This is a genomic window from Serratia sp. DFXYC6 (assembly GCF_057196085.1).
Window position 1 is genome coordinate 891,079 of record NZ_JBXUNV010000001.1, and the last position, 15,078, is coordinate 906,156.

Annotated in this window: 17 protein-coding genes; 3 read left to right on the top strand and 14 right to left on the bottom strand. The window is 59.9% G+C overall.

Features of this window, described 5'->3' with window-relative positions; genetic code table 11:
• Window positions 1-2: 2 nt before the first annotated feature.
• The 10 genes from benC to AC2CGQ_RS04430 all read right to left on the bottom strand — a co-directional run bounded on the left by benC (window position 3) and on the right by AC2CGQ_RS04430 (window position 8,777).
• Complete coding sequence (benC, locus tag AC2CGQ_RS04385) at window positions 3-1,028, bottom strand: benzoate 1,2-dioxygenase electron transfer component BenC (protein ID WP_166730118.1); 1,026 nt, start codon at window positions 1,026-1,028, stop codon at window positions 3-5.
• A 15-nt stretch (window positions 1,029-1,043) separates the two neighbouring features.
• Window positions 1,044-1,541, bottom strand: a complete 498-nt coding sequence (gene benB, locus AC2CGQ_RS04390; protein ID WP_063918582.1) for a benzoate 1,2-dioxygenase small subunit — start codon at window positions 1,539-1,541, stop codon at window positions 1,044-1,046.
• Window positions 1,538-2,914 carry a Rieske 2Fe-2S domain-containing protein gene (locus AC2CGQ_RS04395; protein ID WP_118891918.1) on the bottom strand — a complete coding sequence of 459 codons (1,377 nt, stop codon included), beginning with the start codon at window positions 2,912-2,914 and terminating at the stop codon, window positions 1,538-1,540. The genes benB and AC2CGQ_RS04395 overlap by 4 nt, the downstream gene beginning before the upstream one ends.
• A 95-nt stretch (window positions 2,915-3,009) precedes the next feature.
• A complete protein-coding gene (gene catA, locus AC2CGQ_RS04400) occupies window positions 3,010-3,939 on the bottom strand; it encodes a catechol 1,2-dioxygenase (protein ID WP_021505768.1) in 930 nt (309 codons plus the stop codon).
• Between the two features lie 83 nt (window positions 3,940-4,022).
• On the bottom strand, window positions 4,023-4,313 hold the full coding sequence (gene catC, locus AC2CGQ_RS04405; RefSeq protein WP_015378320.1) for a muconolactone Delta-isomerase: 291 nt from the start codon (window positions 4,311-4,313) through the stop codon (window positions 4,023-4,025).
• A 17-nt stretch (window positions 4,314-4,330) separates the two neighbouring features.
• Window positions 4,331-5,446 (bottom strand): muconate cycloisomerase family protein, encoded by a 1,116-nt coding sequence (locus AC2CGQ_RS04410; RefSeq protein WP_015378319.1) that lies wholly within the window; start codon window positions 5,444-5,446, stop codon window positions 4,331-4,333.
• Between the two features lie 3 nt (window positions 5,447-5,449).
• Window positions 5,450-6,211: a 3-oxoadipate enol-lactonase gene (pcaD, locus tag AC2CGQ_RS04415; RefSeq protein WP_088381712.1), complete on the bottom strand. Its 762-nt coding sequence runs from the start codon at window positions 6,209-6,211 to the stop codon at window positions 5,450-5,452.
• An 8-nt stretch (window positions 6,212-6,219) separates the two neighbouring features.
• Entirely contained in the window at window positions 6,220-7,422 is a 1,203-nt protein-coding gene (gene pcaF / locus AC2CGQ_RS04420; protein ID WP_088381711.1) for a 3-oxoadipyl-CoA thiolase, read from the bottom strand.
• The gene (locus AC2CGQ_RS04425) at window positions 7,400-8,080 is read right to left on the bottom strand and encodes a 3-oxoacid CoA-transferase subunit B (RefSeq protein WP_484593493.1); all 681 of its coding nucleotides are present in this window, start codon (window positions 8,078-8,080) and stop codon (window positions 7,400-7,402) included. Before AC2CGQ_RS04425 ends, pcaF begins: the two co-directional genes overlap by 23 nt.
• A 10-nt stretch (window positions 8,081-8,090) precedes the next feature.
• On the bottom strand, window positions 8,091-8,777 hold the full coding sequence (locus AC2CGQ_RS04430; RefSeq protein WP_484593494.1) for a 3-oxoacid CoA-transferase subunit A: 687 nt from the start codon (window positions 8,775-8,777) through the stop codon (window positions 8,091-8,093).
• A gap of 243 nt (window positions 8,778-9,020) precedes the next feature.
• Here AC2CGQ_RS04430 and AC2CGQ_RS04435 point away from each other — a divergent pair, with 243 nt between their 5' ends.
• On the top strand, window positions 9,021-9,854 hold the full coding sequence (locus tag AC2CGQ_RS04435; RefSeq protein ID WP_015378314.1) for an IclR family transcriptional regulator domain-containing protein: 834 nt from the start codon (window positions 9,021-9,023) through the stop codon (window positions 9,852-9,854).
• Window positions 9,855-9,864: 10 nt separating this feature from the next.
• Here the strand turns inward: AC2CGQ_RS04435 and AC2CGQ_RS04440 are convergent, their stop codons facing one another.
• The 4 genes from AC2CGQ_RS04440 to AC2CGQ_RS04455 form a co-directional block, all read right to left on the bottom strand.
• Window positions 9,865-10,827: a Dyp-type peroxidase gene (locus AC2CGQ_RS04440; RefSeq protein WP_021505763.1), complete on the bottom strand. Its 963-nt coding sequence runs from the start codon at window positions 10,825-10,827 to the stop codon at window positions 9,865-9,867.
• A 34-nt stretch (window positions 10,828-10,861) separates the two neighbouring features.
• Complete coding sequence (locus tag AC2CGQ_RS04445) at window positions 10,862-11,779, bottom strand: bestrophin family protein (protein WP_004935069.1); 918 nt, start codon at window positions 11,777-11,779, stop codon at window positions 10,862-10,864.
• A 58-nt stretch (window positions 11,780-11,837) separates the two neighbouring features.
• Window positions 11,838-12,680, bottom strand: a complete 843-nt coding sequence (gene fdhD / locus AC2CGQ_RS04450; RefSeq protein WP_021505762.1) for a formate dehydrogenase accessory sulfurtransferase FdhD — start codon at window positions 12,678-12,680, stop codon at window positions 11,838-11,840.
• A 121-nt stretch (window positions 12,681-12,801) separates the two neighbouring features.
• Window positions 12,802-13,419 carry a TetR/AcrR family transcriptional regulator gene (locus AC2CGQ_RS04455; RefSeq protein ID WP_015378310.1) on the bottom strand — a complete coding sequence of 206 codons (618 nt, stop codon included), beginning with the start codon at window positions 13,417-13,419 and terminating at the stop codon, window positions 12,802-12,804.
• A 100-nt stretch (window positions 13,420-13,519) separates the two neighbouring features.
• On the opposite strand from AC2CGQ_RS04455, the gene AC2CGQ_RS04460 reads away from it, so the two are divergent.
• Window positions 13,520-14,470, top strand: coding sequence for an alpha/beta hydrolase (locus tag AC2CGQ_RS04460; protein ID WP_019453527.1), 951 nt, complete (start codon window positions 13,520-13,522; stop codon window positions 14,468-14,470).
• 223 nt (window positions 14,471-14,693) lie between these two features.
• Window positions 14,694-15,023 (top strand): helix-turn-helix domain-containing protein, encoded by a 330-nt coding sequence (locus AC2CGQ_RS04465; RefSeq protein ID WP_158497934.1) that lies wholly within the window; start codon window positions 14,694-14,696, stop codon window positions 15,021-15,023.
• Window positions 15,024-15,078 lie beyond the last annotated feature (55 nt).

The window sequence follows — 15,078 nt, forward strand, 5'->3', positions numbered from 1 at the left end:
GGTCAACTCCTCCCATCGGCCTGGCTGGGGGCGAACTTCTCATAATGGAAGCTATGCGGGATAAAGGCGCGTCGCTGGAAATCGCCAAGCACCGCTTCCACCATCGGCGGCGGCCCGCACAGGTACACGTCCAGATCGCCGTCGTTGAGCAGATTTTCGTCGAGGTGCTGCGTGACGTAGCCCTTGTGCGGCGACAGCGACGCTTCGCTGGCCACGCAGGTCAGGTAGCTGAAATTCGGCAGACGCCGGCGATAGCTTTCCAGCTGTTCCAGCTTGACCAGATCGTGGTCATGGGTGACGCCGTAGATTAGATGCACCGGCTGTTCGCTGCCGCCGAGCGCCAGATATTCCAGCATGGAAAGGAACGGCGCCAGCCCGGTGCCGCCGGCCAAAAATAACATCGGCCGCACCGGCGCACGCAGATAGAAACTGCCCTGTGGGCCGCGCAGACGGATCGCGTCGCCGGGGCTCGCCCGTTCTGTCAGATAACGGCTCATCATGCCGCCGGGCACGTTGCGCAGCAGAAAAGAGAGCTGCCGGCTGCCGGGCGGCGAACTGAACGAATAGGCGCGGCTGGCCGCACTGCCGGGAACGTCGATATTCACATATTGTCCCGGCAGGAACGCGATGCCGCGTTCATCATCCAGCGTCAGGCAGAACTCGATGGCGCTGTCCGACAGAGCGGTGGCGGAGGCGACGGTGGCGGTAAACATTTCGCTGGCGGTTTTACACATCGTCGAAGGCATCGGCACCTCGATGACGCAGTCCGAGAGCGGCACCATCTGACAGGTCAACACTCGCCGCTGTGCGGCTTCCTGCTCTGACAGCGCTTCGTCCAGATAGTCATCGCCCAGCTGATATTCTCCTTGTTCACAGTGGCATTTACAGGTGCCGCATACGCCGTCCGAACAGTCCATCGGCAGGTTGATCTTTTGTCGGTAGGCGGCGTCGAGTACTTTTTCATTCGGGTTGCATTGAATAAAGCGGCTGACGCCGTCTTCAAAATTAAGGGCCACGGTAAAAGACATACCTCACCTCCTGCATTAAAGATGATAAATATCAATTACATGATTGATATAGTCATTATCCAGACGAATTTTCTTGCGCTTAATTTGCAGCGCCTCCCCGCTAAGATCTATCCACAGTCGGGTTGAGCCGAAATAGGTGTCCGTGTGGTTGTAGCGGTGATAGAAGGTGGCCCAGTGGTAGTTCACCTCGGCCTGTTCCGCGCCGGACGATAACAGCTCCACGTTGCTGATAAGATGCACCGTGCGCGGCTCCGGCATGCTACTGGCGGCTGAACGTTCGGTTTTTATGCGGTAAACGCGATCTTCCAGTCCTTCGCGATTGGCGTAATAAATCAGCGAAATCTCGCTATGAGGGTCCGTCGTCTGGCGATCGTCGTCAGCCCAGGCCGGCATCCAATATTCGACCTGCGGATGGTAACAGGCCAGCCAGTCATCCCATTGCCGGTCATCCAGCAGGCGTGCTTCGCGGTACAGGAACTGTTCCACCCGCTGTTGCAGGTTAAATGTACTCATTGCGCCACCTCGTCGTTTCGTTGCTGGCGCTCCAGCTGGCGCAGCAGAATGTTTTGCCAATGATGATGCTGGCTGAGATACAGGGCCTCATCTTCCGGGCGCGGGCCGGTCATGTCAGGCACGATCCCCAGCGCTTTGGCATTGTCGTCAGCCTGGCCCTCCAGCCAGCGGGTAGCGCCGCGGCTCAGATCGCTCCAGGGCATGTTGCCGGCGTTGAACCCGAGCTGGCAGGCGCGGAATTCCTCCAGATCGTCCGGCGTACCCATGCCGCTGACGTTGAAGAAATCCTCATACTGGCGAATGCGCAAGGCTCGCTCGTCGGCGTTTTCGCCCTTCGGCGCAAAGCAGAATACGGTCACTTCGGTTTTATTGACGGCAATCGGGCGCACTACGCGCAACTGGCTGGAAAGCTGGTCCATGATGTACAGATTGGGGTAAAGGCACAGGTTGCGGGTTTGGTTCACCATCAGGTCGGCACGGTGTGCGCCGAAGGCATCGTTCAAACGGGTGAAGTGCCGATAAATGGGGCGGGACTCCGGGTTCAGCACCCGGGTCCACAACAGCAGATGACCATTCTTGAAGCCATAGGCGCCGCCGTCGTTTTTTGATGACCAGCAGTTGGCGTCCATGGTTTGGATGCCGCTGGCGGCATCCCGATGCGCCATGGTGGAGACATAGTTCCAGTGCACCACGCTGACGTGGTAACCGTCCGCACCATTCTCCATCTGCAGTTTCCAGTTGCCGTCGAAGGTGTAGGAGGATGAGCCGCGCAGAACTTCCAGCCCGCTCTCAGCCTGATCGACGATGAGATCGAGGATCTGTCGCGTTTCACCCAGATACTCCTCCAGCGGTTGCACCTCATCGCTCAGGCTGCCGAACAGAAATCCGCGATAAGATTCAAAACGCGGCAGCTGTTTCAAATCGTGTGAGCCGTCCCGCTTGAAACAGGGAGGATAGGCGCCGGTTTTCTCGTCCTTGGCTTTCAGCAGGTTGCCGGCGTTATTGAAGGTCCAGCCGTGGAAGGGACAGGTGAAGGTACTTTTATTGCCGGCCTTGCGGCTGGCCAACATTGCGCCCCGATGCGAGCAGCTATTGATCATGGCATGCAGCTGCATGTCTTTGTCGCGCGTGATGATCACCGGCTGACGCCCAACGGTGAGCGTGTAATAATCGCCTGAGTCTGCGATTTGGCTTTCATGCGCCAGATAAATCCAATTGCCTTCGAAAATGGCTTTCATTTCCAGTTCAAATAACGCTTCGTCGGTAAAAATGCCGCGATTGCACTGATATATGCCATTTTCTTTATCAATAATTAAAGCGTGATTTATTTTTTCTTTCAGCTTAGATATTGTCGGATTCAATAATGAATGCATGTTCATGGCCTCATAGAAAATGGATAGACGGGGTAGTGGGCAATCAATAACCGATTGCCCGTTATTAGCGTCGCTATTCTTTTGTGTGAAAAATATTAATCTTGCAGCGCGCGAGGGCGATTTATTCTGTTCTGCTCGATGCGGTCCGCCGCGGCATAAAGCGTAAAATCAAACTGCACTTCGGTATGCGGGCCGGGCAGATCGCGTTTGGCCGCCAGCGCCGGATCGGTGATTTTCACCGGGTTGGCGATCAGCTCATCGCGGGTAGCGAAAGCGAAGTCATCCCACAGATAACGGTCGCCATTGAGATTGATTTGCGTCGTCAGGTGTTTATGCGCCGGTGCGGAGACGAAGAAATGAATATGCGCCGGACGGTTGCCGTGGCGCCCCAGTCGATTGAGCAAAGCCTGGGTGGGCCCGTCGGGTGGACAGCCGTAGCCCGACGGCACGATGCTGCGCGCCGCGTAGCGGCCATCGGCGTCGGTGGTTATCCGCCGGCGCAGGTTGAAGCCGCTCTGCGATTTATCGAAGAAAGAGTAGTTGCCCAACGTGTTGGCGTGCCAAATATCAACCACCGCCCCCGCCAGCGGCTTGCCGTCGGCGCCTTTGACCTGGCCGTGCAGCCACATCACCTCGCCGTCGTCGTCGCCGTCATCCATCCGCGCGAAGCCGGCGCTCACTGGCGCATTGGCCACATACAGCGGCCCCTCGATGGTGCGTGGCGTACCGCCGCTCAGCCCCTGTTGGCGCTCGCGCTCGTCGTCGCGCAGATCGAGGTAGTGTTCCAGCCCCAAGCCGGCGGCCAGGAGCGCCGCCTCTTGACGTTCGCCCAAGACGTGCAGATAGTTGATCGCCTGCCAGAATTCTTCAGGGGAAATATCATAGCGATCGATGAGCTGACAAATATCGCCCAGCAGATGATGCATGATTTTTTTGAAACGCGGATCTCCGTTATCATTAGTAAAACCGCTGCTGATTTCCAGCAATTTGATAATGTCTTGACGTTGATTGAAGGATATAGACATTGCGAATTCCTCATTGCTTATAATGTAGGTTATACAGAGAACAGGAATTAACAGCTAACCTTGCGGGTTATTATCCCGGTATTTTATTTGTCATCGTCGCGGATCGATGACGGGTGTCGGCATAACGCCGTTACGCGAATTTTCATATAAGGGTAAAGCGGCAGGGCGAATAACAGCTCGTGCAGCTCGGCATTGCTTTCCACATCGAAAATGCTGACATTGGCGTAGCTACCGGCTACGCGCCAAAGATGTCGCCATTTTCCGCTCGCCTGCAGGGTTTGCGAATATGCTTTTTCGCGCGTTTTTATTTCGTCGGCGAGCGCTTTAGGCATATCGAGCGGTAATTTCACGACCATTTCAACTTTGAATAGCATGGCGTAGTCCCTCGTAGTTATTTGCGTCGATAAAAGCGCAGTTTGTCTTCATCGATATCGACCCCCAGGCCCGGGCCTGACGGCAGACTGACGTGACCGTTGGCGAAACGCAGCGGCGTGGTGACCACGTCGTCTTTCAGCAACAGCGGGCCGAACATCTCGCTGCCCCAGTCCAGCTTCAGCGTCGACCAGGCGTGCAGCGAGGCGACGGTGCCCAGCGTGCCTTCCAGCATGGTGCCGCCATAGACGCCGACGCCGGCGGCCTGTGCGACCTGCGCCAGTTTCAGCGCCTGCGCCGGGCCGCCGGCCTTGGCTATCTTCAGCGCGTAGGCGCCGGTAAAGCCGCCCGCAGCCAATGCATAACCGTCGTGAGCGTCGGCCACCGCTTCGTCGGCCAGGATCGGCAGAGTGAAGCGCTGACTGAGCCGGATTAACGCCGTGCGATCCCATTGCGGCACCGGCTGTTCGACCAGATCGATGCCGATCTGCTGCAGCGCCGCCATTCCGCGTACGGCGGTGGCGGCATCCCAGGCCTGGTTAACATCGACGCGAATGCTGATCTCCGGCCCCAGCGCTTGCTTGATAGCCTGGGTGTGGCGCAGATCTTCCTCCAGCGGCCGGGCGCCGATCTTCAACTTGAAGGCGCGATGACGGTCTTCCGCCAACAGGCGTTGCCCTTCGATGATGTCTTGCTGCGTATCGCCGCTGGCCAACGTCCACAGCACCGGCAGGGTGTTGCTGAGCGCGCCGCCGAGCAGGGTGCTGACCGGCAGGCCGAGGCGTTTGCCCTGGGCATCGAGAAAGGCGGTTTCCAGCGCCGACTTGGCAAAGGTATTGCCCTGGACCTGGCCATTCATCAACGCAACCAACGGCGCCAGACCGCTGAAGCTTTTGCCGCTCAGCAGCGGCGCGAGGTAGCCGTCGATCGCCGACTTGATCCCCTCCGGGCTTTGCGGGCCGTAGCTCAGCCCGCCGATGGTGGTGGCTTCCCCCCAGCCGATCAGGCCGTCGGCGCAGGTCATGCGCACCAGCGTCAGCGTTTGGCAGCCCATCGTGGCCATCGACAATTTGTGTGGCCGAATAGTGGGAATATCCACCAGCCAGCTGTCGATGCGTTCAATGCGAAGTTCCATGCTTCATTCCTTTTCAGTAAGAAACTCGACAACGCAGCGGTTGAAGAGATCCGGACAGGCGATGTTGGAAATATGCGATGTCGGCAACCGCCGCAGATCGGCGAGTGGCGCATTGGCGACTAAAAACTCGGCGTCCGCCACCGTCGTGACCGGATCTTGCTCACCGGCAATCACCCGCATCGGCCGCGTCATCAAGGCAATCTCGGCGCGCAGGTCGGCCCGCGCCAGCGCCTCGCAGCAGGCGGCGTATCCCTGCGAATTACCGGCCGCCAGGGCCGCCACCAGCGCAGCCACCTGCTCGGGGTGGCGCTGCGCGAATGCCGCGCAGAACCAGCGCGCGGGTGAGGCGGCGGCGATCGGCGCCAACCCGTGTTCCCGTACCTGCTGCGCGCGTTGTCGCCAGCCTTCGGCGCCGCCGATGCGGGCGGCGGTATTGGCGACCACCAGCCGTCCGATGCGCTCGGGGTGATAACGACTGAGCCAGAGCCCGGTCAATCCTCCCATCGAAATGCCGCAAAAATGGGCGTTCGGCGCATCCAAATGGTCGAGCAGGGTGATGACGTCTTCAGCCAACTGCTGCAGTTGCAGCGGCGCTTTCGCCAACGGGGTGGCTCCGTGGCCGCGCTGGTTGTAGCGCAATAGGCGAAAGCGTTCGGTCAGCGCCGCCAACTGCGGTTGCCACATCTCGAAGGTGGTGCCCAGCGAGTTGGACAGCACCAGTAGCGGTGCGTCGGCCGGGCCGTCGAGGCGATATTCAATATCCATGATTGACCTCATACCCGTTCGATAATCAGTGCAATGCCCTGGCCGACGCCGATGCACATGGCGCACAGCCCGTAGCGCCCGCGCGTTTTTCGCAGTTGCCAGGCGGCGTTCATCACCAGCCGGCCACCGGAGGCGCCCAGAGGATGGCCGAGCGCAATCGCGCCGCCGTTCGGGTTCACCTGCGGCGCATCGTCGCGCAGTCCCAGCTCGCGGGTCACCGCCAGCGCTTGCGCGGCGAAGGCTTCGTTCAGTTCGATCACGTCCATCTGTTCGAGGGTCAGGCCGGCAATATGCAACACTTTGCGCACCGCCGCCGCCGGTGCAAAGCCCATGATCGCCGGTTCGATGCCGGTGACGGCGCTGGCAACGATGCGTGCCATTGGCCGCAGGCCATGGCGAGCCACGCTGCGCTCGCCGGCCAGCAGCAGCGCGCAGGCGCCGTCGTTCAGGCCGGATGCGTTGCCGGCCGTAATGCTGCCCTGCGGGGCGACCACCGGCCTGAGTTTTTCCAGTGCGGCTAAGGTGGTGGCGCGCGGATGTTCGTCCTGGTTGAAGGTCAGCGGCTCGCCTTTCTTCTGCGGGATAAGCACTTCGATCAGTTGGTCGCTGTAAAAGCCGCTTTCCTGCGCGGCGGCGGTGCGTTGCTGGCTGCGCAGGGCGAAGGCGTCCTGATCGCGACGGCTGATACCGAATTGCGATGCCACGTTTTCGGCGGTCTGCGGCATCGTGTCCACGCCGTACAGCGCCTGCATCTGTGGGTTGATAAAACGCCAGCCCATGGTGGTGTCTTCAATCTTCATCGTGCGGCTGAAGGCGCTTTCCGCCTTGCCCATCACATAAGGCGCCCGCGACATGCTTTCCACGCCGCCGGCGATCATCAGCTCGCTCTCGCCGGTTCTGATGGCGCGCGCCGCAGCTGCTACCGCATCCAGGCTGGATCCGCACAGGCGATTGATGGTGCAGCCGGGCACCTGCACCGGCAGGCCGGCGAGCAGCAGCGCCATGCGCGCGACATTGCGGTTGTCTTCCCCCGCCTGATTGGCGCAGCCGAACAACACGTCGTCCACCTGGCTCCAGTCGAGCGTCGGATGGCGTGCCTGCAGCGCTTTCAACGGCAGAGCGGCCAAGTCGTCGGCGCGTATGCCGGCCAGGCTCCCATTGAGGCGACCGAAGGGCGTGCGGACGGCGTCACACAGATAAGCTGGATTCATGGCGCGGTTCCCCGTGTTGAAGGGTGAAAGTCAGTCCGACCGGGGTGACGTCCTGCAGTTGTTGCGGGGTCAGGCCGGCAAATATTTCACGCACCACCAGTCCCTGGGGAGTGACGTCCATCACCGCCAGATCGCTGTAGATGCGGTCGATGCAGCCGATGCCGGTTAACGGATAGCTGCATTGGCGGACGATTTTGCATTCACCCGTTTTGGTCAGGTGTTCGGTCATCACAAACACCTGACGTGCGCCGATCGCCAGATCCATCGCGCCGCCGACCGCCGGAATCGCCCCCGGTGCGCCAGTGCTCCAGTTCGCCAGATCGCCGCGTTCGGAGACCTGATAGGCGCCCAGCACGCAAATATCCAGGTGGCCGCCGCGCATCATGGCGAAAGAGTCGCCGTGGTGGAAAAAGCAGCCGCCTTTCAGCAGCGTAACCGGTTGTTTGCCGGCATTGATCAATTCCGGGTCCTCTTCGCCCGGCGTTGGCGCCGAGCCCATGCCGAGAATGCCGTTTTCGCTGTGCAGGAAGATCTCTTTATCGGCCGGCAGATAGTTAGCGATCTGGGTTGGAATGCCGATACCGAGATTGACGTAGGCGCCTTCAGGAATATCGCGCGCGATGCGCTCAGCCAGCTGTTGATGGGTCAGTTTGCTCATGATGCGTTCCTTAAGCCGAAAGCTGGGCTGCACGGGGAGAAGAGGGCACCAGACGCTGCACGAAGATGCCGGGCGTGATGATGTTTTCCGGATCCAGTTCGCCCAACGGCACCATATGGTTGACTTCGACGATGGTGCAGTTGGCGGCCATCGCCATAATCGGCCCGAAGTTGCGCCCGGTTTTGTCATAGCGGAGGTTGCCCCAACGGTCGGCTTGTTCAGCCTTGATCAGCGCGAAGTCGGCCTTCAGCGGCAGTTCGAAAACGTATCGGCGGCCGTCGATCTCGCGGGTTTCCTTTCCTTCCGCCAATTGGGTGCCATAGCCGGTCGGGGTATAAAAACCGCCGATCCCGGCGCCGGCGGCCTGGATGCGCGCCGCCAGATTGCCTTGCGGAACCAGCTCCAGTTCCAACTCGCCGCGGCGGTAGAGGTTGTCAAACACCCAAGAATCTGCCTGCCGTGGGAAAGAACACACCACTTTGCGCACACAGCCGGCTTTCAGCAGAGCCGCCAGGCCAAAATCGCCGTTACCGGCATTGTTGCTGATCAGCGTAAGCGCGCGTGGCCGGCGACGGATCAGCGCATCCAGCAGTGCGTAGGGCTGCCCGGCCGGACCGAATCCTCCGACCATAAGGGTGGCGCCATCCGGAATATCTGCGACGGCGGCGTCTGCGGACGCCATGCTTTTATCGATCATCAGTTCTCCTCAAGGCTCGGTTAGGACGTTGCGCCAACAACCAGCGGGTTTGAAATTAACCTAGAGGATGAAAAAAGCATCAGCAAGTGCGAATATCAGAACATTGTGCGATTATCGGTGCATTGAGGTTTTAGGTCTGCATTTTGTGATGCAGGCGGCTAAATTGGCATCGGATGTGATACGCAGGGCTTTGCTGCCGTATTGAGCGTGTAAATTGAGAGCAGATACTAATGGGAGGCCTGAATGAGTGAAGTTCCTGAATTTGGCACCGAAGAACTGCGTCGGCTGCAGGAGATCGGTGATTTAAGCAACGACCAGTACAAGGGCGATCCTAATTTTATGGCCTCGCTGGCCAGAGGGCTGGAGGTGTTACAGGCCTTCAAGCCACAGTATTCGCAGATGTCGGTGTCAGAGATCAGTCAACAAACCGGCATTCCGCGCGCAGCGGTGCGCCGTTGTTTGTATACCCTACGAGCGCTGGGATTCGTGCATTGTCCCGATGGGCGCCACTATCGCTTGCTGCCGCGTGTGCTAACTATCGGTCACGCTTATCTTTCCTCTTCCGAGCTGGCGAAGGCGGCGCAAAACTCGCTGGACTATCTCAGCAAATTGCTTAATGAATCCTGCTCGGTGGCGACGCTGGATGGCGATAACATTTTGTATATCGCCCGGGCCTCGGTTAAACGCATCATGACTATCGATCTGGGGCGCGGCAGCCGTCTGCCGGCCTATGCGACATCGATGGGGCTGGTGTTGCTTAGCGCGCTGGACGAGGGAGAGCTGGAGGATTATCTGTCGCGGGTCACTTTCGAACCGCTGACCGAGTTTACCGTCACCAGTGCGGAGCAGCTGCAGGAACAGTTAGCCAGAGTTCGCAGACAGGGGTATGCCATCAACGATCAACAGTTAGAGATCGGCCTGCGTTCCATTGCGGTGCCGATGCATTCACGCAAAGGCGGGGTTGTGGCGGCAATGAACGTTGGCGTCAATGCGTCGCAGATCTCGGCGGCGGAGCTGCGCGAACGAGTGCTGCCGCAGCTGCAGCGCACGGCGATGGAGCTGGCGCTGCTGCTGTAGGGAGAACGGATTAATGCAGTTCGGCGCCGCTGCGATCGGCCAGCGCTTCCAGCAGCGGGGCGGAAGGCACGAAGAACAGGGTGCCGGTCACCGCGTGGCTAAAATCGAGCAGCCGATCGTAGTTGCCGGCCGGGCGGCCGATAAACATGTTTTCCAGCATCTGCTCGATCGGCTGCGGGGAGCGCGCATAGCCGATAAAGTAGGTGCCGAACTCGCGCAGGCCGGGGCGGCCGAACGGCATGTTATCGCGCAGAATTTTCACCTCGTTGCCTTGCTCGTCGGTGATGGTGGTCAGCGAACTGTGCGACGACGACGGTTTGACCGCTTCATCCAGCTCGATGTTGGACTGCTTATGGCGGCCGATGATCTTCTCCTGCGTTTCCACGCTGAGCGAATTCCAACCCTGCATGTCGTGCAGGTATTTCTGCACCAGCACATAGCTGCCGCCGCTGAACGCCGCGTCTTCGTCGCCGATCACCGTGTAATCGAAGGCTTCATGCCCTTCCGGGTTCTCCGTGCCGTCGACGAAGCCGATCATGGCGCGCTGATCGAAGTAACGGAAGCCGTGCACCTCCTCGATCACCGCCACGGCGTCGCCGAGCTTGCCGATCAGCTGAGAGGCCAGTTCAAAACACAGATCCATTTCATCAGCGCGAATATGCAGCAGAATGTCGCCGGGCGTGGCGACGGCGACGCGTTCCCCGCTGCCGATCGGGCTGAATGGATGCAGCTGGCGAGGGCGCGGCGCGCCGAACAGCGTATCCCAGGCCTCGGAGCCGAAGCCGCAGACGCAGGTGAGGTTGCCCGCCGGCGCGCGTTTGCCGACCGAACGCACCACGGCGGCGATGTCGCCGCACCAGGCGCGCACCGCCGCCAGATGGGCGGGAACGGGCGACAGGGTGGCGACGATAAAGATGGCATGGCGCGTCACCGGCGTGAATACGGCTTGCGGCAGGGGGGTATTTGCATTCATTGCATTCGGCTCCAGTGTGTTCGGGTGAAATAGCTCAGATCAAATTAAAGTGCTCGTCGGGTTTCATCGGCGGTGGCAGCGGGCTTTGGTCATTCATTTCCAGCAGGTTGCGCTCAATGGTGTTGCAAATGGCGTTTAACGGCAGATGGTTGGCCGACACGCCGAACGGATCCTCCAGCTCTTCGGCCAGTGAGTCCCAGGATAAGAAGGTATAGGAAATGAACACCGAAACAAACGGTGTCATGTAATGCAGATCGGTCACCAGGGCAAAAGGCAACAGGCTGCAGAACAGGTAAACGGTGCGCTGCAGGATCAGGGTATAGGCGAACGGCACCGGGGTGCTGGCGAGCCGTTCGCAGCCGCCGAGGGCGTGGGACAGCTCGCTCAGCTTGTTGTCGAGCAGCTCGAAAGTGATGTCGCTCAATAGCCCCCGTCGGCGCAGCTTGCCGATCTCCTGGCCCAGCATCAGCAGGATGCGGTTGGTCGGCATCGGGCTGGCGATCACTTCGGCCAGCTCTTTGCTGCTGAGATTGTGGTACAGATCGGCGGTGGGATCGGTGGCGCGCAGCTGATGCTTCAGGCTCCAGCTGAAGGCGATCAGCAGCTTGGCGACCTTTTGCTGCACCGCCGGTTCGTCCGGCAGCAGGCTTTTGATCTGGCGCAGCAGGGATCGCTCGGTAATCAGCAGCGAGCCCCACAGGTTGCGCGCCTCGACAAAGCGGCTGTAGCCGGCATTATTGCGAAAGCCGAGAAAAATCGCGATGGCGATGCCCAGCAGGCTGAACGGCGCGATAGTCAAATGCACGCCGAGCTGTTCGTACCATTGGTAGCTGATCACCGCCACTATCGACATCAGCACGTTCAGCGACAGGCGAAAGGTAATTTTTGACAGCACGGATCCGTGCCAGGCGAACAGGCGAAAAAACCAGTTCTGGTGCGGGCGGATTATCATAACGTGGGCGCTTCCTGGTGTCCTGCTATTGAGAATAGTCGATTCTTATCCGGCGGCGTTAGGCCGCCGTTGTCGATTGCCAGAGCCGCTGCGGGTGCGTATAGACGGTGGCGCGCCCCGGCTTGCTGAAGCCCACCAGCGTAAGGTTGCTGCGCTCGGCCACCTCCACCGCCAGGCGGGTGGCGGCGGAAACGGCGAACAGGATCTCGACGCCGCACATGGCGGATTTTTGCACCATTTCATAGCTGGCGCGGCTCGACACCAGCGCCGCCCCTTGCAACCACGCCTGTTGGCTGCGATAACCCAGCAGTTTGTCGAGCGCCACATGGCGGCCGACGTCTTCACATCCGCCGCTGAGCGCGCCGTCCGGCTGGATCCAGGCCGCCGCGTGGGTGCAGCCGGTCAGTTTCCCCACCGTTTGCACTTCCTGCAGCTGCGCCAACGCCCGATCGAGCAGCGCCAAATCGAAACGCTGCGTGAAAGGCAGCGGCGCGATGGGCTGAGCGACCTCCTGCAGTTGCTCGACCCCGCAGACGCCGCAGCCGGTGCGGCCGGCCAGGCTGCGGCGCTTCTCTTTCAGTTGCATAAAGCGGCGGCTCGAGAGTTCCACATGCACTTCAATGCCATTGCAGGCCGGTTGCTGGCGGATGTCGTAGATATCGTCGGGGGAGGCGATGATGCCTTCGGACAGCGAAAAACCGATGGCGAAGGCCGCCAGGTCTTTCGGCGTCGCCATCATCACCACGTGGGAAATGCCGTTGTATACCAGGGCAACCGGCACTTCTTCCGCCAGCCAGTCTTGTTGCGCCTGAGCCAGATCGTTGCGCTGCCAGACTGCGTGGCGCGACAGGCAGGCCGAGTCGGCATCGCCGGGTTCGTCGAGAATCAAATGCTTGTTCATGATGGTTTCGCGGCGCCGGCGGATACAGCGCCGGCGTCAGATAGAGTCTGATGAGTGATAGCCGATTTTATCATAGATGGCGTGCTTGAACAGGGCGAAACGGGGCGTCTTTGCCACCGCCTTACGGCGCGGCGCGCCACTGCCCGAGATAGCTCGTGACCGCCCGCGTCGCCTCGCGGCAAATGGCCGGCGAAACGGTGCCTTCCCGCGCATAGCCGTATTTCATGCAGGCGAACGCCAATTCTATGGCGATCAAGACGACGTCGGGATCTGACGGCAGCGCATCAAGTTCGGGCAGCTCGCGCACTTTGGCGCGGAACATCTCGCCGATCGTCAGGTTCTTGGCGGCGTGCGCCTCTTGCTCCGGTTCGGTGAACGCGCCGCGTAGCAGCAAGACGCTCGCCGCCGGATGCGCGTTGTAGTAGCGGGCGGTGGCCGCCACGGCGGCATCCACCCAATCGTGCAGGGTGTCGGCGCTCTCGAGCTCCGCTTCACGCAGCGCCTGCGCCAGTTGCGCCATATGGCTCTGAGCCAGGTGTGAAAACAACGCGTATTTGTCCGGGAAGAACGGGTAGATCGCGGCGCGCGGCACATCGGCCGCTTCCGCCAGAGCGGGAATGGAGGTTTTTTCCGGCCCGAGGGTGGCGAGCATCTGTTCGGCGGCGCTCAGCACTTTGGCCATGCGCGCCGCCGCGCGTTCCTGAATCGGCACGCGCACATTTTTTTTTGCTTGCGGCATCGCTTTTTCCGACATAAGTTGTATTTTAATGATCCGACATTTGTTGGATTATACTGAAATTGAACCCGTCAACCAAGCGCCATAACGCCAGAGGTTTCGTATGGAGAATTACGCCAATCAATCTCACTGGCAGGAGATTCAACGATTCCTACCGGAAAATTTTCGGCTGCGGCCGGGGGAAGAACCGACCGAGGTGTGGTGGCCCTGGCGGCAGCACCGTATTCATCTGGACTGCTATCGCCGCCCGGAGGCGCCGGTGAAAGTGATCCTGTTCCATGGGGTGGGCACCAACGGCCGACAGATGTCGACCATCCTGGGAGCGCCGCTGGCGCGCCGGGGGATAGAGACGATCGCCGTCGACATGCCGGGGTACGGAATGACGCAGATGGGCGGCCAACGGCGGCGCGTGCGTTACGACGACTGGGTGCAGATCGGCAGCGATCTGATCGACGCGGAACGGGCGAAGGATGCGCGGCCGATTGTGCTGTACGGCCTGAGCGCCGGCGGGATGGAGACTTACCACGTGGCGGCGTTGAACCGGCAGGTGAAAGGCATTGTCGGCATGACGTTTCTCGATCAGCGTGAACAGCAGGTGCGCGACGAGACGGCATTGAATCTGTTGATGAGTCGCCTGGGCATTCCGTTGGCGCGACTGACGGCCGCCACGCCGCTGGCGGGTATGGCGATGCCGATGGCGCTGGCGAGCAAGATGCATGCGCTGGTCAATGACAAGGCGGCGCTCAAGGCGTGCCTGGCGGACAACACCTCGGCGGGAGCCTGGGTGACGATGCGGTTTTTGGCCTCGTACGCGGAGTATGCACCCGCCATTGAACCGGAAGCGTTCGACGTTTGCCCGGTTCTGTTGACGCAACCGGCGCAGGATCGCTGGACGCCGTTGCACCTGAGTGAACTGTTTCTGCGGCGCATTCGGCGGGTGCCGGTGACCACCGTGATGCTCGAGAACGCCGGGCATTATCCCCTCGAGCAGCCGGGCCTCGATCAGATGGTTGAAGCGGTGCATCGTTTTTGCCTGGCCGCGGCGGAGCGGTGAGGCGACGGCGCATGTTCTGAAGACGCCACTGCAGCTCAGCATGTTATCCACAGTTTTAGTGGATAACGTGTGTGCAAGGCAGAGTGAAACCGTTAGCAGGCGTAAAAAAAAATCGCTCAGAAAATTATTATATTACGCGTCAAACTGTGTTCTGACGGGGGATAGGGGGGTTCACGCGTTCGCGTTTTGTTTATGCTTTACTGTATAAATATACAGTTTGGTTATGAATATGCTGAGCACTTCAAGGTTGTATGCTTTTTCACCAGGTGAGCCCCTGACGTTACCGCTGTTTGCCGATCGTGTGGCCTGCGGTTTTCCTTCACCGGCGCAGGACTATGTCGAGAGCCGGCTGGATATCGGCAAGCTGCTGGTGCGCCATCCTAATGCCACTTATTTCGTGCGCGCCAGCGGTGAGATGGAGCGAGCAGGATGGATCAGGCACTACCGACAGATTAAGAAACTGAGCATCCGAGAAACAGCAGACGCGACAGGCTGCAGTACTTCCCAAGTTTGTCGCATTCAGGCCTTCTATAAAGAAGTTGAGACTGATTAAAAAGCAGCCTTAATGTACAATAATTTTCTATATCCAAACTGACCCCATGAACAAT